Origin of the sequence: Bartonella sp. TT121SHDZB, assembly GCF_042193415.1 — a bacterium.
GTDB lineage: Bacteria > Pseudomonadota > Alphaproteobacteria > Rhizobiales > Rhizobiaceae > Bartonella.
In genome coordinates this window covers 234870-252799 of sequence record NZ_JBHILR010000002.1, presented here as the reverse complement: position 1 = coordinate 252799, position 17930 = coordinate 234870, and the positions used below count along the sequence as shown (strand labels likewise).

13 protein-coding genes and 3 pseudogenes are annotated in these 17930 nt (G+C 34.8%); 9 read left to right on the top strand and 7 right to left on the bottom strand.

Going from position 1 to position 17930, the window contains the following annotated elements; genetic code table 11:
* The first annotated feature begins 95 nt into the window (after positions 1 to 95).
* The 7 genes and pseudogenes from ACFIKI_RS02400 to lpxK all read left to right on the top strand — a co-directional run bounded on the left by ACFIKI_RS02400 (position 96) and on the right by lpxK (position 7914).
* Entirely contained in the window at positions 96 to 545 is a 450-nt protein-coding gene (locus tag ACFIKI_RS02400) for a hypothetical protein (protein ID WP_375665520.1), read from the top strand.
* Positions 546 to 1737: 1192 nt separating this feature from the next.
* Positions 1738 to 3069, top strand: coding sequence for a TldD/PmbA family protein (locus tag ACFIKI_RS02395; protein WP_375665519.1), 1332 nt, complete (start codon positions 1738 to 1740; stop codon positions 3067 to 3069).
* Positions 3056 to 3862, top strand: coding sequence for a 3'(2'),5'-bisphosphate nucleotidase CysQ (locus tag ACFIKI_RS02390; protein ID WP_375665518.1), 807 nt, complete (start codon positions 3056 to 3058; stop codon positions 3860 to 3862). Before ACFIKI_RS02395 ends, ACFIKI_RS02390 begins: the two co-directional genes overlap by 14 nt.
* A 46-nt stretch (positions 3863 to 3908) precedes the next feature.
* On the top strand, positions 3909 to 4154 hold the full coding sequence (locus tag ACFIKI_RS02385; protein WP_375621070.1) for a DUF4170 domain-containing protein: 246 nt from the start codon (positions 3909 to 3911) through the stop codon (positions 4152 to 4154).
* 260 nt (positions 4155 to 4414) lie between these two features.
* Positions 4415 to 4690 (top strand): annotated as a pseudogene (locus ACFIKI_RS02380) (hypothetical protein); the annotation flags it as partial.
* 871 nt (positions 4691 to 5561) lie between these two features.
* Positions 5562 to 6884, top strand: coding sequence for a lipid IV(A) 3-deoxy-D-manno-octulosonic acid transferase (gene waaA / locus ACFIKI_RS02375; RefSeq protein ID WP_375665517.1), 1323 nt, complete (start codon positions 5562 to 5564; stop codon positions 6882 to 6884).
* Complete coding sequence (gene lpxK, locus ACFIKI_RS02370) at positions 6874 to 7914, top strand: tetraacyldisaccharide 4'-kinase (protein ID WP_375665515.1); 1041 nt, start codon at positions 6874 to 6876, stop codon at positions 7912 to 7914. Before waaA ends, lpxK begins: the two co-directional genes overlap by 11 nt.
* Positions 7915 to 7933: 19 nt before the next feature.
* Here lpxK and ACFIKI_RS02365 read toward each other — a convergent pair whose 3' ends face one another.
* The gene (locus ACFIKI_RS02365) at positions 7934 to 8170 is read right to left on the bottom strand and encodes a DUF2093 domain-containing protein (RefSeq protein WP_375665513.1); all 237 of its coding nucleotides are present in this window, start codon (positions 8168 to 8170) and stop codon (positions 7934 to 7936) included.
* 109 nt (positions 8171 to 8279) lie between these two features.
* Positions 8280 to 10133, bottom strand: a complete 1854-nt coding sequence (gene mutL, locus ACFIKI_RS02360; RefSeq protein WP_375665512.1) for a DNA mismatch repair endonuclease MutL — start codon at positions 10131 to 10133, stop codon at positions 8280 to 8282.
* Positions 10134 to 10381: 248 nt separating this feature from the next.
* On the opposite strand from mutL, the gene ACFIKI_RS02355 reads away from it, so the two are divergent.
* Both ACFIKI_RS02355 and lldD read left to right on the top strand, forming a co-directional pair.
* Entirely contained in the window at positions 10382 to 11470 is a 1089-nt protein-coding gene (locus ACFIKI_RS02355; protein WP_375623777.1) for a 2'-deoxycytidine 5'-triphosphate deaminase, read from the top strand.
* A gap of 1150 nt (positions 11471 to 12620) precedes the next feature.
* On the top strand, positions 12621 to 13772 hold the full coding sequence (gene lldD, locus ACFIKI_RS02350; RefSeq protein WP_375665510.1) for an FMN-dependent L-lactate dehydrogenase LldD: 1152 nt from the start codon (positions 12621 to 12623) through the stop codon (positions 13770 to 13772).
* 733 nt (positions 13773 to 14505) lie between these two features.
* On the opposite strand, the pseudogene ACFIKI_RS02345 reads toward lldD, so the two are convergent.
* The 5 genes and pseudogenes from ACFIKI_RS02345 to ACFIKI_RS02325 all read right to left on the bottom strand — a co-directional run.
* Positions 14506 to 14691 (bottom strand): annotated as a pseudogene (locus ACFIKI_RS02345) (integrase); the annotation flags it as partial.
* Positions 14692 to 15152: 461 nt separating this feature from the next.
* A complete protein-coding gene (locus tag ACFIKI_RS02340; RefSeq protein WP_375665509.1) occupies positions 15153 to 15254 on the bottom strand; it encodes a hypothetical protein in 102 nt (33 codons plus the stop codon).
* A 695-nt stretch (positions 15255 to 15949) separates the two neighbouring features.
* Entirely contained in the window at positions 15950 to 16165 is a 216-nt protein-coding gene (locus tag ACFIKI_RS02335; protein WP_375665507.1) for a hypothetical protein, read from the bottom strand.
* The gene (locus tag ACFIKI_RS02330; RefSeq protein ID WP_375665505.1) at positions 16098 to 16325 is read right to left on the bottom strand and encodes a hypothetical protein; all 228 of its coding nucleotides are present in this window, start codon (positions 16323 to 16325) and stop codon (positions 16098 to 16100) included. The genes ACFIKI_RS02335 and ACFIKI_RS02330 overlap by 68 nt, the downstream gene beginning before the upstream one ends.
* Positions 16322 to 16984: pseudogene (locus tag ACFIKI_RS02325) on the bottom strand (lysozyme). Before ACFIKI_RS02325 ends, ACFIKI_RS02330 begins: the two are co-directional and overlap by 4 nt.
* Between the last annotated feature and the right edge of the window lie 946 nt (positions 16985 to 17930).

Genomic DNA, 17930 nt, shown 5'->3' with positions numbered 1-17930 from the left:
ATTAAGTATCTTATCGTTGTGCAGCTTTAAGGATACTTTTTTATATTATTCTTTATCACTAAAGATAAGTAATTTGTAAAAAAGGGGAGATTATCGTGTTTAATTGGATATATAGTGAAGAGATTAGTACAGAAGCAAGTGCTGAGCAAATTTGGGCTATATGGGAAGATGTGGCATCATGGCCTTGCTGGGATAGTGAACTTGAGTGGGTAGAACTTTCTGGTCCTTTCAAAGAAGGCGCTATAGGACGCATGAAACCTAAAAAGGGACCTACAGTAACTTTTACACTTGATAAAGTTATAAAAAATGTTTGTTTTTCTGATTATGCTAAACTTCCTTTTACACGTATGGGTTTTAATCATGAATATATTTGTTCAACAAAATCGGGTTCTTCAAATAACAAAATTCGTCATACTGTAACCATGTCTGGTTTACTTGCTCCTTTATTTGGAATGATTATTGGATCAAAAATTAAGTTACATCTTCGGGATGCAATGATTGAAATGAGTAGACGTGCTCTTACTGAAAACAAAAGCATTTTGTAAGGGGGTGCATTTATAAAGAAGTTAATACCTTAAAAAAAGGTGCAGAACTCTTAGCCTTGTTAGAATGAAATCAGTTATGAGTATATAGCAAATTGATGAGCTATGATTTGGTTTTAGTTAGCTGTTGAAATCGAGTCAAATCATCTGAGAAAATTAATTTTGCACCAAAGATCTTATAAAATTCATTGAATTTTTTTATATATAAAAGCTTATAAGATGCTCTCTTCATTGAAAATGAGAAAGGTTCAGAAGTTCATTACTTCTCTTATGATGTAGGTCCATATCGTCATAATATTTGCCTGTTTCTAATGTTGCAATATTTTTTGCATTTAAAATCTTCATAAGAGGCATTTTGATTTCTTCTTAAATAGTTTTATTCATATGCCCCTTACTTATGATTTGCTCGCAAATAGTTGTGATTGATTCAACATGAATAGGTTCGAAACAGAGAGAATTTTATGATATTAGGCTTTTTTATACAAATTACAAAACAATAAATTATAAGTATAAATCAAACTGTTAATTTTATTGAAAGATTACAAGATAATTTCTTGATTACTTTTAAATATAAAAAATGAGTTCTTTATGATATTACGTCCATTAGGGTAAAGAAGTTTATGACTGCTCATTTTGTTGAAACCATAATGGAAGAAAATATTTTTTACTCTGTTTAAGTTTTGTTTCATTTACAAGAGTGCTGTCTCATTATGAGAGAGTTTATAGAAGCAAAGAAGTGTATACAAATATAAGGCATTTTCTTGATTCTTGTTTGGAAATTAAAGAATGCTATAGGAAAGAGATGAGGTAAGTTTTTTACTACCCAGAGGAAGGAAGACCTGTGATTTAAATCATTTTATGCTTTTCGAATTTTTGAGGATTTTGGCTTAAATTCAAGTGTTATTGCTAAGACTTTTGTTAATTGCCAATTGTTCTGTTGATTTGATTGTCAGTGGAGATTTGGCTCCTAAAATGATAAGGGCCCATGAGAAATCTTGAAACTAAAGAGATTTTACGGCATATTACGTCTTTTCATAAAGAAGCTAAAAGGGAAATGATTTAATGCATTAAAAGAAAAAGAATGCATGAATGTGCATAATCTTATGAATCAATACACAAGAGTTATATTCTGATTTGTATAAATTTGTCAGAATGCTTATCAATGTAAATAATAAAATATTTTAGGGAGTCTATAATGACTGACAAAAACCAGATTGAGAAAGCTGTTTCGCTGGTTGAAGCAGCAAAGCGTTCTGGGGCAGATGCTGCTGATGCTGTTATTGTTCATGCTCATTCTACCAGTGTATCAGTTCGTTTTGGGAAAGTCGAATCGACAGAAGCAGCAGAGAGCAATGATTTTACTCTAAGGGTTTTTGTTGGAAAAAAAGTAGCAAGTGTTTCTGCTAATTTAGGATCTTATCCGCAAGAACTTGCGGAACGTGCTGTTGCGATGGCTAAAGCTTCTCCCGATAGTTTATTTGAAGGTTTGGCAGATAAAGAGTGTTTGGTTAAGTATCCTAAAGATCTTGATCTATTTGATGATTTTGTACCCAGCAGTCATTTTTTAACAGAAGATGCTTTAAAAATGGAGGCAGCAGCTCTTGATGTTAAAGGTGTAAGCAATTCTGGTGGCGCTGCAACAGCTTATGGCCGTAGTGGGTTTATTCTTGTGACCAGCGATGGTTTTTGTGGAGCCTATCGCTCAAGTTGTTTTTCACGTTCTTGTAGTGCTCTTGCCGGAGAAGGAACACAGATGGAGCGAGATTATGATTATACAACAGCCTTACATTTTTCTGATTTAGAGGCAGCAGAAACAGTGGGAAAGAATGCAGGGCTTGGTGCTGTTCGACGTTTGGGTGCAGTTCGTGCGGCGACTGGGGGCGTTGATGTTATTTTTAATCCGCGTACAGCACGCGGAATTGCGGGGCATATCGCATCTATGGTCAATGGAGCTTCTGTGGCTCGTAAAACGAGTCTTTTACAGAATTTTCTAGGCAAGGAAGTGATGAAGCCTAATGTTAATGTAACCGATCAACCTTTGCGATTACGTGGAAATGCTTCTCATCCTTTTGATGGAGAAGGGGTAGAGGGGCAAACACTCAATATTATTGAAAATGGTATTTTAAAAAATTGGCTTCTTTCATCATCTACAGCACGAGAATTGGGACTTAAAACAAATGGACACGGTGTGCGTTCGGCATCATTGGTGCAGCCGACCAGTACAAATTTTGCTATTGAACCGGGTTTAGTATCGCCTTGCGATATGATAAAAGATTTGCAAAATGGATTTTATGTGACCGAATTATTCGGTCATGGCATTGATTTTATTACTGGTCAGTATAGTCGTGGGGCTTCCGGTTTTTGGATTGAAAATGGTGAAATTGCTTATCCGGTGAGTGAAGTAACGCTAGGTTCTAATTTGCTCCATATGTTAGCGCATTTAACACCTGCCAATGATATTGATCGGCGTTATAGTACCGCTGCTCCAACATTGTTAGTTGAAGGGATGACACTTGCAGGAAAATAATACGCATCATTCTTCTGATTTAAATCTTTTGCGTGAGGTTTGTCGAGAGGCAGGAGATTTAGCAATGCGGTATTTTGGATGCACGTTGGATGTCTGGATTAAAGAAGGTAATTCCCCGGTCAGTGAAGCAGATTTTGCTGTTGATCATTTCTTGAAAGAGAAGCTTCTTGGAGCACGTCCAAATTATGGATGGATTTCAGAAGAAACAAAAGATAATCGAGAAAAACAAGATTATTATGAGCGCTCTTTTGTTGTTGATCCTATTGATGGAACGCGTGGTTTTCTTTCTGGCAATCCTTATTGGTGTATTTCGGTTGCCATTATTGAGAATGGGCGTCCTATTGTGGGTGTTCTACAATGTCCGGCTCAAGGGGATGTTTATGCAGCTGTAACGGGTGGAGGGGCAACATTAAATGGGATAAAACTTCCTCGTTTAGCCTTTGATGTTCATCGAAAATATAAAATTTCACTTGATAAATCGCTCGCACAAAAATTACCAGATGATTTTCTCAATCAAGTCAGCCTTTACCATTATCTTCCTTCTCTTGCTTATCGTATTGTTCTTGTTGCTCAAGATGAAATTGATATCGTATTAGTTCGTCCAAATTGTCATGAATGGGATATTGCCGCTGCTGATCTTATTTTGCAGGAGTGTGGAGGGTGTTTTTTATCGCTTGATGCCCCTTTACTATCTTATGGAATTGAACCTTACCAGTATGGACTTTTAATTGCTGGTAAAAATAATTGCTGTCAAGATATGATAGATGTTGTTCGTCAAACAAAGTTAGTTTAATCACGTAAAAGCGCGCTAAAATAATCTAAATGATATGGAGGCACATATGACTGAAACCAAAGAAAAAAAACAATATTTACATCTTGTATTTGGTGGGGAATTAAAAAATCTTAACAGTAATCAATTTAAGAATCCTGATGATTTAGATGTGGTTGGTATTTTTTCAGATTATCAATCCGCTCAAGAAGCATGGCAGGCAAAAGCACAAAGCAGTGTAGATAATGCATTACAACGTTATTACATTGTAGATTTGCATCAGTTTCTTGATGCTGAGTTAGGCGATGCAGAATAAAGCTTGAATATTTGGTCATTATAACTTGTAGATTGCTTCATGCTTTTGTTTAGTCGTCCTTTTCATAGGTACGTTCTTCGGGTAAAATAGAATGCCGTAAAAAAGAATATGCTTGTTGTTTAAAATTCATATGTTTTTTTAAGAAACATCTCCCAAAGCACCCAAGCCCATTTCATAATAGTGTTCGTGCAAGGTGTAAAATCCATTGTTGCACCACCATCTTTACGCTTAATAAAAATGCAAGATAGTGCTATCAACCTATTTACAACAGCAATATTATCATGACAGCGATCACTCGAAGTTTATGATTATATTGTGAATAGTCACTTTGCTCTTGAATAGGGTATGAGACACTAATGCGTTAAGATTAACAAAAAGAGTAGCATTATTAATGATACTAATTACTACTCTATTGAGATTATTAGCACTCCCTACTTATCTATTGGAATTTTTTCAACGAGTTATTTCTGTAAGCTTAGAAACCATAAAAGTCGTTAGAAACTTACCAAAATTAGAAATTTAGAGAAACTGAATAGATTTATAAAGTTAACTTACCTCATAAGGGGTTCTTGAGTACTCGTTTAAAACTACAATCTATAAGTTAATCGTTTTGTGTTGATTATATACAATCTTAAAAGGAATAAGATATCATGCAACCTCCTGAAAAGAGAGGATTTAAAATTTTGAAAACTCTTATTTAAATTGCTGTAAGACTTTTAAGAAATTCTCTATTAAACAAGATTAGATTTTTCTGGATTACCTTTAAGAGATGATATCACAATTTAAAATGAGAACGCTATACCATTCAAAAGTTTTTTTAAAAGATTTGTTTGACATATTCATTTTATTGAAATGAAATAATAGAGATTGAGCTTCCTTTTAAACATATTTTATTTATATTAAGTTGTAATGTCTATATGGATTATTTTTTGAAAAATTGACAATACCTAACATATGTAAAAATAAGTTTTTTCTCTAAAATACCAACGTGTACAATTCAAAGCCTCACTAAAATTATAAGAAGTATTTATTCAGTGAGCTGAAAAAATATGTCATAGGTTGTATGGTATTTATCATTTATATTTTCAAAATTATAATTGATTGAAAAATAGTTCTGTTATTTTTGAGTAAGATTTTTATAAGGTGCAGAATGAAGTGATAAAATTTCATTAAAAGAGATTTAAATAATGTGTATATGTTATTTTTATAGGAAAGTTTTAAAAAAAATATGGTGATAAAATTGCATTTTTTGTCCTTTATGTATTGAATTTTCTCATAGGTTAAGCGTTTTTTATTTAAGATATGGATGATATTAAAAAAAATACGGAAGCAACCACTAGTGTTGATGAATTTTTTAACAAAATAAGCATATAGATATCTTAAAATAGCTGGATGAGGTGATTTTAAATGATAGAATTAAAGGCACATGCGGCTCTTTTAACCTATCGAATAATTGGTTTTTGCTTATGTCCTGTTATTCCTTTTTATTTGTTTTTTCGTGCTCTTCGTGGAAAAGAAGAGTGGTATCGCAAAAAAGAACGTTTAGGTAAAAGTTCTCATGTACGTCCTCAAGGTTCGTTAGTTTGGTTGCATGCGGCAAGTGTTGGAGAAACACTTGCGCTTGCTCCACTTATTAATCATATTTTGTCTTTAAAAATAAATGTTTTATTGACAACGGGGACAGTGACATCTTCCACTCTTGTGAAAAAACATTTTGGTCATCGGTTGATTCATCAATATGCTCCTTTGGATTTAGATTTTGCAGTGCGGCGTTTTATTCGTCATTGGAAGCCTGATCTCGTTTTGATTTGTGAATCCGAAATTTGGCCTCTCCGTATTAAAGAACTTGCCAAAATGCGTATTCCGCAGATTTTGGTTAATGCCCATATGTCTGAACGTTCTTTTAAAGCTTGGCAAAAACAGCGCATTCTTGCCAAAAATATTTTTAAGGATATTGATTTGGCGATTGGTCAAAACGAAAGAGATGTAACTTATTACCATACACTTGGCGTAAAATCTGTTATGTTTTCTGGTAATCTCAAGGCTGATGTTTTTCTGATGGAAGATCAAGCATTGCTTGCACGTTATCGTAATGCTATCGGCAATCGTCCAGTTTGGGCAGCTATTTCAACGCATGAAGGGGAAGAGGAGATTGCTTTTGAGGTTCATAAGATTGTTAAAAATTATTTGCCCAATTTGTTGACAATTATTGTGCCTCGTCATCCTGAACGTTTAGAAGATCTTATCAAAAAATGTGACAGTAAGAGTTTACGTTTTATTCGTAGAAGTAAAGATACTGTTCCAGATATGAATACCGACATTTTATGGGGAGATACGATTGGAGAAATGGCACTTTTTCTTCGCTTATCACAAGTTTCTTTTGTTGGTAAGTCGTTGTGTGGAAACGGTGGACATAATCCCTTGGAATTGGCTTTGCTTGGCTCTGCTATTTTGACAGGGCCCCATGTTTCAAATTTTCAAGAGATGTTTCAGCAGTTTTTAACGCGTGATGCAGCATATATGGTTCAAGATACAAAACAGCTTGCTATTCAGGTATATAGGCTTTTAACCAATGAAACATTACGACAAGAAATGGTTGATAAGGCTCATGAAGTGGCAACAGGGATGGCAGGTGCACTAGAGCGCACATTAAAGATTTTAGATCCATTTTTACAACCCCTTGTAATACAAACAGGTTTACGTCAGCGTCAGGGTGGATATGCATATTAATGCACCTCATTTTTGGTGGAAAAATAAAAGCTTTTTGCGTTTTGTATTAGCTCCAATTTCATGGGGGTATGGTTATTTTTCATGTCGTTTTATGGCGAGACAGCCTCCCGTAATTGATCTTCCAGTTTTGTGTATTGGCAATTTTACATGTGGCGGTACGGGTAAAACGCCGATTGTTATTGCTTTTACAAAAGTGGCTAAAGAACTTGGTTTCGTACCTGGTATTGTATCTCGTGGTTATGGTGGATCAGTTAAAGGAGTGCATCTTGTAAATGAGAAATATGACAATGCACGCGATGTTGGAGATGAGGCACTTTTACTTGCACGGCATGCTATTGTAGCAGTATCACCTAATCGTTATGCAGCAGCACAACGGCTTAAGCAAGAGGGATGTAATCTTATTTTAATGGATGATGGATTTCAAAGTCGCCGTCTTTATATGGATTATGCGTTACTTGTTGTTGATGCGATGCGCGGTTTTGGTAATGGAGCTGTCTTTCCAGCAGGACCTTTGCGCGTACCATTAAAAACGCAGTTTTCTTTTATGGATAGTGTTTTATTGATTGGTCACTCCGATGCGCCTGATAATGTTGCTTTTCTTGTTTCACGTACTGGAAAGCCTTTATATCGTGCTCATCTTAAAGCAAGTGCCTCTGATGAAGTTGCAGGAAAATCATTTTTGGCATTTGCCGGTATTGGCAATCCAGATAAATTTTTTAAATCTATTAAAGAATTGTCTGGTTATGTGGTGCAAACTTATATATATCCAGACCACTATTTTTTCACCGATAAAAATTTAATGAGCCTTATACAAAAGGCTGAAATGCACAATTTATGGCTCGCAACAACAGCTAAAGATTATACCCGTATACAGACAATTCATACAAAAAAAGATTTGAAAAATCTTATTGTCTTTGATGTGAATATCGATTTTGTTCAAAAAGACTTCTGTCGTATGGTCCTTGAAGAGGTCATGACCCGCTTTAGAAAACGTTCCCTTGAATTTTCTTGTCTAAAAGGCAAAGACTAAATTTATAGCTTTCGGGGGGTTATTTTTCTTTTGTTTTTAACAATTGCTTGAGATATGGGTTGCACTCAAGTTCGCGCTGATAGGAGATTTCACAACTAGCATATGCTTCTTGGCGGTGATGATTCCAATATTTTAAATCATCTATAGGGATTTTTTGCCCGCTAACAGCGCAAATGGTATAGGTACCATATTCTATAATGTCATATCCGTTATTAGAATAATGAATTTTTGCTTCGCGTTCACCATTGGAAAACATTATAACTCCTTTTTACTTGATACAAGAGATTCAAAAAAAGTGCCATAAAATATATTATAAAGTCGAGAGTTAATTTTAAAATATTTTTCTTGTAAAAATGATTAAGAGTTTATTTTCTGCCAAAAAGCCGTTCTATATCTGCCAATTTGAGTTCAATATAAGTAGGGCGTCCATGATTACATGTACTTGTATTAGGTGTTGCCTCCATTTGTCGTAATAGTGTGTTCATTTCTTCAGGGCGTAAAAGGCGCCCTGACCGTATTGAGCCGTGGCAGGCCATCGTTGCTGCAACATAATCAAGCATTGCTTTTAAATTATTTGTTGTATTATACTCAGCGGCCTCATCTGCGAGATCTTTAATAAGGGCTTGGACGTTGATCTCTCCTAACATGGAAGGTGTTTCACGCACAACAATTGCTCCTGGTCCAAATGGTTCTATTCCTAATCCAAATTTTTGCAAAGCATCTTTATGCGTTAAAAGACATGTTGCATCCTCTTCAGAGAGTTCTACAATTTCAGGAATAAGTAATAACTGTGAAGGAAGCGGTTTGGAATAAAGTGCATTTTTGAGTGCTTCATAAACCAATCGTTCGTGAGCTGCATGCTGATCGACAATGATCAAACTATCTTGTGTTTGGGCGATAATATAGTTTTTATGGATTTGTGCTCTGGCCGCTCCTAATGGATAAGATAACTCTTCTGATGAAGATGTAGTGCTTGGAATGTATGCATCCCCACTTGGTGTATTTAAGCCCTCCATAATAGGAGCGGCATCTTCTTTTAAATCAAAAGAGCGAGTACTATCCAATGGTTTGTGAACCATTGAAGCGCTGGTAAAATGATGAGGCTGTGGGCTATAAGAAGAGAACTGGTGAGTGTTCTTAAAATTGCCTAATGGTTGTTGTGCCAATGGTTGTTGTGTTTGAAATGCAGCAAGCATTGCTTCAGAACGGGTTGAAGTCGGACGAATACCAGATTGCTGCAATGCTTCACGAATAGCTCCAACAATTAAACCACGAATTAATCCTGGATCACGGAATCGTACATCAGCTTTAGCTGGGTGAACATTAACATCTACTTCAGCAGGTGGGAGATCAATAAAAAGAATAGCGACAGGATAACGATCTCGTGTCATGACATCAGCATAAGCACCTCGGAGTGCACTCCATAGAAACTTATCACGCACGGGACGCCCATTAACATAAGCAAATTGATGAAGACTGTTATTTCGGTTGAAAGATGGTAAACAGGCAAAACCCGTTAAACGCACCGCTTCGCGTTCAGCATTCAGTGCGATGCTATTAGGGGCAAATTCTTTTCCCATAATTTGTGTAATGCGTTGTAATTGTCCTTGAGTATTATTTTCTGTAGCAGATAGTTCCATAGATGTTCTGTCTAATCCAGAAAGAGAAAAGCGGATATGTGGAAATGCGATAGCAATTCGCTTAATCATATCGCTAATAGCATTTGTTTCAGCCCGATCAGTTTTCATAAATTTTAATCGTGCCGGCGTGACAAAGAAAAGATCACGAACTTCAACAATTGTTCCAAGGTTTGCAGCAGCTGGTTTTGGTCCTACAATTTTTCCTGCAGTAACGGAAATTTCAGCAGCGCTCTCAGCATCTTTTGTTCGTGAAATGAGTTTAAGTTTAGCAACAGAACCAATAGAGGGGAGGGCTTCTCCTCTAAACCCAAGGAAGCAGATATTGTGTACGTCATCGGTAATCTTTGAGGTGCAATGGCGAGAAACCGCTAAAGTTAATTGATCGGCAGGAATCCCACAACCATTATCACTGACTTTGATAAAATTTTTTCCACCATTTGCCGTAATAATTTCAATGCGCGTTGCACCAGCATCAATAGCGTTTTCAACAAGTTCTTTGACAACATTTGCTGGTCGTTCAATAACTTCACCAGCGGCGATTTGATTAATAATATTTTCGCTAAGATGGCGTATAATCATAATAAATTCTAACAGGAATCTTAAGGGTTCTATAAAAAATTATGATAACATCATTTGCGCTACATTCAAGAATAAGAGAGGATGAGAGATATTATTTTTACAATACCTCCTGTTTATTTTTAAAGAGAAGCAAAATGTTTTTCAGTTGGGTAAAACAGAAAAAAATCGTTTTTATCACCTTAAAATAACTTGCACCAATTTATCATCTAGGTCAAAAAAGAAACAATGTAAAAGGGAAGGCGATATATATGACGCGTATAAGCGGTATTTTAGCAGATAGTGATATACAGGCTTTGATTGATAATAATTTTCTCAAGGCTTGCTATCCATTTGATAGATCTCAAATACAACCAGCAAGCCTTGATCTTCGTTTAGGGGAGAAAGCTTATCGTATACGTGCTTCTTTTATGCCGGGTTCTGATGCAAAAGTTTTGGATAAGCTTGAACGGTTAAAGTTGCATGAGTTTGATTTACGAGACGGAGCGGTTTTGGAAACGGGGTGTGTTTATATTGTTCCTCTTTTGGAAAGTTTAGCTTTACCAGAATTTTTATCTGCTGTTGCCAATCCCAAAAGTTCTACGGGGCGATTAGATATTTTTACACGCGTCATTACGGATAATGCGCAGGAGTTTGATAAAATTTGTGCTGGTTATCACGGTCCACTTTATTTGGAAGTTAGTCCACGAACATTTCCAATTTTAGTACGTACAGGCTCGCATTTATCACAGCTTCGGTTTAGAAAAGGGCACAGCTATTTAAATGAAATTGAGCTGCATGCTTTGCATAGGCAAGAAACGCTGATATCGGATGATCTTCCTAATATTAGTGCTGATGGTATTGGACTTTCCATTAATTTAAAAGGAGATGAAAACGGGCTTATAGGTTATCGCGGTAAACATCATACAAGTGTTATTGATATTGATAAACGTGCTGTTGCTCACATTTTAGATTTTTGGGAACCTCTTTTTGATCGAGGTCAAAGAGAGCTCGTTCTTGATCCTGATGAGTTTTACATTTTAGTTTCACGAGAGTCTGTTCATGTGCCTCCACTTTATGCTGCAGAAATGCCTCCTTTTGATCCCTTAGTTGGTGAGTTTAGGGTGCATTATGCAGGTTTTTTTGATCCAGGGTTTGGGCATAAGGAGGCAGGTGGTAAAGGGGCAAGGGCAGTTTTAGAAGTACGTAGCCATGAAGTTCCCTTTATCTTAGAGCATGGTCAAATTATTGGCCGTTTGGTCTATGAACATATGCTTAATCGACCATCAACCCTTTATGGATATGATGTTGGATCACATTATCAAGCACAGGGTTTAAAGTTATCCAAGCATTTTAAATGAATTGGGAACTACGAATTTTGATAACATGTATGCAGAAAGCGTATTTTAGATAAAAGAAAATTTTGTGCTTCGCAAAACCGGCATTATGCATTCTATTTTTAATTTCCAAGGTTATCTCATCCCTTGCATTTGAGAAGATATGAGAGGCATTTTTGCTTCTTTTTTCAAGAGGTTGTATCTATACGAACTCTACTTATGATGTGCAAAAGAATAGTTTTGATTATTTCATCATGACAAAATCTAAAATGAAAGAATCTGACTATATTCAATATGTCATACATATATATTATTATAATAAATCAATAGGTTAATAAAATTCAATATAACAGTAGCGTATTCACTTTTCAAATTAAATATGCGAGATTGGATACTGCACTTGACTCCATTTTTCTAGAGTTTAATGACCAGTATATTTTATTTTGTATAAAAAATATCTTTAAAGAGTTAATAAATAAGTTTTTCACTAAATTTTAGTAACATAATAAACATTGTTCTAATTTTAGTAACTCATTTATAGCCTCAAGATATAATATTGCTAGAAAATTATTCAATTAAATATGAAGATTTTCTATTAGTATGAACATTAAAAGTTTTTTTATGTTGTATGTGAATTAGGCACTGTATATTTTTATAAACTTTCATGAATAAGTAACAGGTCTCAGTTTTGAATATTGATATAAGAAGATTTCTGGATGTATGCGACAGCTTTATTTCCAGTATTAATAAAGGATTTTTTCATCTTTTGAAGGAGATTATGGTTTATACTTAATGATGCTCTATATTCTTAATAACTGATAATGTAAGGGATTTTGGAGGGAGAAACGACTTTAAATTATAACTAATTAAGCTACGGAGCAATCGCTTTCGAAGAGGTATTGGTTTAAAGGGAGTATAACATTTCAATTGCACATGAAAAATATATGAGTAGACACGTTATTAATGATACTTCATACTGTGAGATTTTAAATTTGGATAAGAGAAATAAAGACGTTGTTTTTATCAATTAGTTTTTTTAGAAAATTGCAATCTCTGTTGCTTCTATCTATTCGATAGAGCGTTTGGGGAGAATATCGAATAGATAGATACACGGATTCGCTTTTATGCGTTTTAGGATGTCTTCTCTTTTTATTTAGGAACAATGGTGCCATCAATGATTATTTCTTCAACACTTGATTATCGTAAGGCAGCAAAGCGTCGTCTTCCTCCCTTTCTTTTTCACTATATTGATGGTGGGGCTTATGCTGAAGAAACGATGCGACGTAATTATACAGATCTTCAAGCACTTGCACTGCGTCAAAGGATTCTAAGGCAAGTTGGTGAAGTTGATCTTTCAATCAAGCTTTTTGATCAGACACTTGATCTACCGATTGTGCTCGCACCTGTTGGGCTAACGGGCATGTATGCACGTCGTGGTGAGGTGAAAGCAGCGCGCGCCGCAGCGGAAAAAGGGATCCCTTTTACGCTATCCACGGTTTCAGTTTGTCCCATTGCGGAAGTACAAGAGGCGGTTGGAGGTACATTTTGGTTTCAACTTTATGTTCTCAAAGATCGCGGTTTCATGCGTGATGCACTAGAGCGGGCTTGGTTGGCTGGTGTACGCACGTTGGTTTTTACAGTTGATATGCCCGTTCCTGGTGCACGTTATCGTGATGCGCATTCGGGAATGTCTGGTCCTTATGCTGGATTACGTCGTTTTTTACAAGCTTTAACTCATCCATATTGGGCTTGGAACGTTGGTGTTATGGGGCACCCTCATGATCTTGGAAATGTTTCCACTTATCTCAAAAAGAAGATTGCATTAGATGATTATGTAGGTTGGCTTGGTGCAAATTTTGATCCATCAATTGGTTGGCATGATCTACAATGGATTCGCGATTTTTGGAAAGGAAAAATGATTCTGAAAGGTATTCTTGATCCAGAAGATGCGCGAGAAGCCGTACGATTTGGTGCTGATGGTATTGTTGTTTCCAATCACGGTGGACGTCAGCTTGATGGTGTATTATCAACAGCACGAGCGTTGCCTGAAATTGCAGATGCTGTAAAGGATCATTTGACTATTTTAGCAGATTCTGGTGTTCGTTCTGGTCTTGATGTTGTACGCATGATAGCACAAGGTGCAGATGCTGTTATGATTGGCCGTGCTTTTGTTTATGCGCTTGCAGCAGCTGGTAAGAAAGGTGTTATGCATCTCCTTGATCTTTTTGCCAACGAAATGCGGGTAGCTATGACACTGACCGGTACTCAGACAATCAAAGATATTACACGCAAGAGTTTAGTGAATACAGATATTTTTAAGCTCTAAAAGCAGTATAACATACTGCTTTTAGAGAAAGAAAGTCTTTTTATAGATGAGCATAATTGTGTATTTTACAGATATGTTGACCATAAGCATTAAATAGAAAAGGTAAAACATCTCATCTATAAAATGACAGGAAATACCCAATCACTACAATAATAAAGAAAAAAGCTTAATAATAATCAATATAGAAAAAACACAAATAACTTTGTATATATTTTTTATTCACTTTGTTAAAAACTTATTCTATGGATAAAAAGGAACAAGCGCTGCTATTAAAGTACAACAATTGTTGATATAGAAAAAATGGATATAAATATTGCTGTTAACAATTTTTCCTCCTATTTATAAAAACATTTAAAATATAATACATTGGTGAATTATTTTCTATATTGTCATAAAAATATAAATATCATTTATATTTCAATATAATAATTAAATTCTTTATGAATATAATTAATTTTATTAAAAATGTTAATATGTATTATTTATAATCTATAATTGTAATAAATTTTGGATCAAAATAAATATTACTTTTATAATTTATATAGTATTTATGTAGAGTTTATTGAATAATATATTATATGGCTATAGTATTGTTTTTTATGTAGTACGTTTTTAAGCAATGTAAGAAGTGCACTGTACTATCTTTAAAAAGCTCGTTTACTGAGAGCAAGATTGCATGATTTAATGTACTTATCTGCTTTATTTTTTACATTTTCACTTCACGTTTTTTTTAAGAAACCTTTCTTAAGGTACCCAAGCCCATTTCATGACGGCACCTGTGAATGGTATAATGATAAATCCATTGAGCACCTCCATCTTTACGCTTATGAAGGAGCAAGCCGGTACCATCACACACTTTGCTCGTCCCAAATGTTGCAGCAGCAGCAGCTCTTGCATTAAAACGGTTCATAAGAGCCATTTTTAGTCCTTTCTTATACAAATTTATCCACACACTCATCCCGCTTGTGATGTGCAAGCAAATGATTTTGATTGATTCAACATACACAGATTTGAAATGAGAAAATCTTACGTTATTCGGGATCTTCATTCAACATGAATGACGCTATATTATCTTTATAAATCAATATATTATCAATGTATTATGATATTTTTGAACTGGCGAGCATATTAGGAAGCAGTTTAATATTCTTTAATATATTACTGTATTGCGAACACAGTTTTCGTTATATCATCTCTGCTGATTCCGTAGTTTGCTAAAATGTCTAATTCGCTTTCATTACAAATTGGCATGCAATGTTACACTCCATAAGCAATCTAGCTATTACATCTCCGAGCTCTCCATTTATGATTGTTCAACACAAGGACAATAACAGATCGATGGGATTGGCATAGCTTTAGTACAGATATATCATTCAAAGGTCAAGTTGTTGGTACGCTTATAACTGTTAGTATAATTTCATATTTTTGAAGTTTTTCAGCGGCATTGAGACAAATCTCAACAGTCTTCCTAGAGGCAAGCAAGAGAATATCGTTTCCTTCTCTGATAACAGCAAAATAATATTTTTAAAAAAGTTGCTCGAGTGGCTTTTGAAAGTAAAAAAGCTGGGTTAAAGAGTGAAGGAAAAATGGTCGTTAGTTTTTTCCACTAGAATTGCATATTATTCTCCGTATAGATAGCTTACCTATAGAAAAATTAACAACCAATATTATTTACAATGTTCTTGCGTCACTTTAGCATAAAAAAGCAGATATAGTGTGAGAGTATTTACTTTATCTTCAATATCATTATGCTTGCAAAGCTCAAACAATGTCATTCAAAAATCGCATAAAAGCCGCACAACTACCCATTGTACAGTTCCGTAGATTGATTTTCTTAAGTATGCCAGACTTCTAGATATTATTTTGTTGAAGATAGAAATTTTGTATCATTAGGTCTTAGAACGGTGATAGCAGGGCAATCCATAAAATCTTTTCTCATCTTATTTTGATAGGATAACAGAGATGCCCTTAGAATACGTCGATACATTTAATCATTTCACGCGAATGAAACCGCTTAAAATCCTTTGGTTATAACTCAAGCATCTTTGTTACTCCAATTAAACTCAATGAACCGTCAAAGTGTTTTAATCCTTCAAGTGCTGCTACTTTTAATCTGAATTTATTCACCTTTTTCACACTTTTACATTGATTAATGTTTCAAAGGAATTGTATTTTTATCACTTTATTTTCCGTTTATGTTTCCAACCACATAGGCGTTCACCTTGTTCGTTATGTTTTAAGATATCTCTCGCCAAATTTGAGCTAACAACGTTGATATCTTGTCGATTCAAATAAATTGGCAGCCATCCAATACAAGAAGTTCGTTCATTCGTCGCGCAACCAGTTAGAAAGCTTTGTGCGCACATCAGCATCACTTTTTTTGTTAATTTCATTTTCCACCTCAAGCCGTGTTGTCGCTATCTTGAAAGCTTCGTTTGTTTGCTTTTGTTTTTCAACTTTTTTCCCAAGGAAAAAGGCTTTTACTAAAGCTATAAGAAAAGCTGCTATGATCGCTGACGTCATCGTCAGATATTTTTTTATCCATAAGATCATAGACGGTGTTCCTGAAAGCGTTTAGCAATATATATCATAGCTGTACAAGCAGCTAAAACCATAATGCCTGCTAAAACCCATTGAACAGGACCATTTCCTGCAAAAAGCCCTCCAAGCCCTGAAAAAGAACCTATGATTGGTGCAAGAGCTTCCACTTTACAAATACCTGTTACGCCTTCTGATTCTACTACATGATAATTGGGGGCAACATGAGCTCCTTTTGCCCATAATCCTGCTTCAGCTGCTCGACGATTGACAAGACCTTGGATACGTTTTCCTCCTACTCTTGTCCATTTTTGCAATTCGGCTGGTACTGATTCATATTCACCTTTATTGAGCTTTTTTAATAGTGTAGAATTGCAAAAGGCTGTTATTCCTACATTATAGCAAAATGATACTAACGCCGCGAATTATTCATCGTTTAAAGGAACTGTAACGGCTTTTTCAGCAACAGATTCACATTCTTTCAAATCCTGACAAAGGATTTTTTCGGCTTCTTTTTCCGTAATTTGCATGTCTTTATGGACACTTGGGGCACCAGCAGCACTTGTATGCCCATAACCAATTGTCCATACACCACCAGAATCCTCATAAGCTCCTAAACGTAAGCCCTCCAATTGCTTAATCAGTGCAAGCCCTTCTTTTGATATTTTTCGCATTATTATTCTTATCCTATAAAAAACCTACGTAAAACAGGATATGAATTCAAAACTCATATCTATTCATTTTAAAGAACGGAACAATAAAAAGATCTAATAGAGCTAAAATCTCCACAATGGGCTCTGTTAAGACCGATATCGTTTTTTCGTTGAAACAAAGATTATGTTAACTACTATTCATGTTGCAGCAATTGATCTCCTTTCTGTTTAAAGACAATAACTTTTAATAAATCCAATTTATATCAGGTAGATTCCACCCATAAACTCTTACAGTTGATCTAGAATGATCTAGAAAAACCTACTTGAAAAAAACTCTCTACTTTTAGAGAATAAAAGCCTTTTTCAATAAAAAATAATAAATATAATAATTAACAAATTAATATGTATTGGTTTTTAATTAATTGTATAATCCATAACTTACATCGAAGAAATGTTTATAAAAACAAAAAGAGATATTATAATTAAACATTATAGATCTAAAAATTACCTTAGAATCAATATATTTCAATACATAACGTATTATACATATTTAATCAAAAAATCTATAGTTAATTTAATTATTCTTTATTTTTCCTATAATTTTTTAATTTTCTTAAAAAAATATCTTCGTGAAGTATTTAAAATAAATCATTACATAAAAACATAATGTATATTTTTCTTATCTTATAGTCTGTTTTCAACTGGAACACTATATTAATGTAGCATATTCAATATATAGGCCAATGATATTTGATAGTTTTGTAAAGAATATTGTCCTGTAATAAACTTGAACGATGAGCGCTGTTTCATGTATTTTTTCCCATATGAAAACGCCCTTTATTTTCTTCATATGAAGTGTTTTGTGGGGCGTTTGGGTCGAATGGTATCATCTTTGGTTTGGTGTTGTATTGGCTACGTTTCTAGAAGCGTCTTAAACAAATCGATCAAGCTGTTGAAATCTTTTTAG

Bases quoted from the DNA above. Each gene is read 5' to 3' on its own strand.
- ACFIKI_RS02395 (WP_375665519.1), top strand. From the start codon at position 1,738: ATGACTGACAAAAACCAGATTGAGAAAGCTGTTTCGCTGGTTGAAGCA.
- ACFIKI_RS02385 (WP_375621070.1), top strand. From the start codon at position 3,909: ATGACTGAAACCAAAGAAAAAAAACAATATTTACATCTTGTATTTGGT.
- waaA (WP_375665517.1), top strand. From the start codon at position 5,562: ATGATAGAATTAAAGGCACATGCGGCTCTTTTAACCTATCGAATAATT.
- lpxK (WP_375665515.1), top strand. From the start codon at position 6,874: ATGCATATTAATGCACCTCATTTTTGGTGGAAAAATAAAAGCTTTTTG.
- ACFIKI_RS02365 (WP_375665513.1), bottom strand. From the start codon at position 8,170: ATGTTTTCCAATGGTGAACGCGAAGCAAAAATTCATTATTCTAATAAC.
- mutL (WP_375665512.1), bottom strand. From the start codon at position 10,133: ATGATTATACGCCATCTTAGCGAAAATATTATTAATCAAATCGCCGCT.
- ACFIKI_RS02355 (WP_375623777.1), top strand. From the start codon at position 10,382: ATGACGCGTATAAGCGGTATTTTAGCAGATAGTGATATACAGGCTTTG.
- lldD (WP_375665510.1), top strand. From the start codon at position 12,621: ATGATTATTTCTTCAACACTTGATTATCGTAAGGCAGCAAAGCGTCGT.
- ACFIKI_RS02335 (WP_375665507.1), bottom strand. From the start codon at position 16,165: ATGAAATTAACAAAAAAAGTGATGCTGATGTGCGCACAAAGCTTTCTA.
- ACFIKI_RS02330 (WP_375665505.1), bottom strand. From the start codon at position 16,325: ATGATCTTATGGATAAAAAAATATCTGACGATGACGTCAGCGATCATA.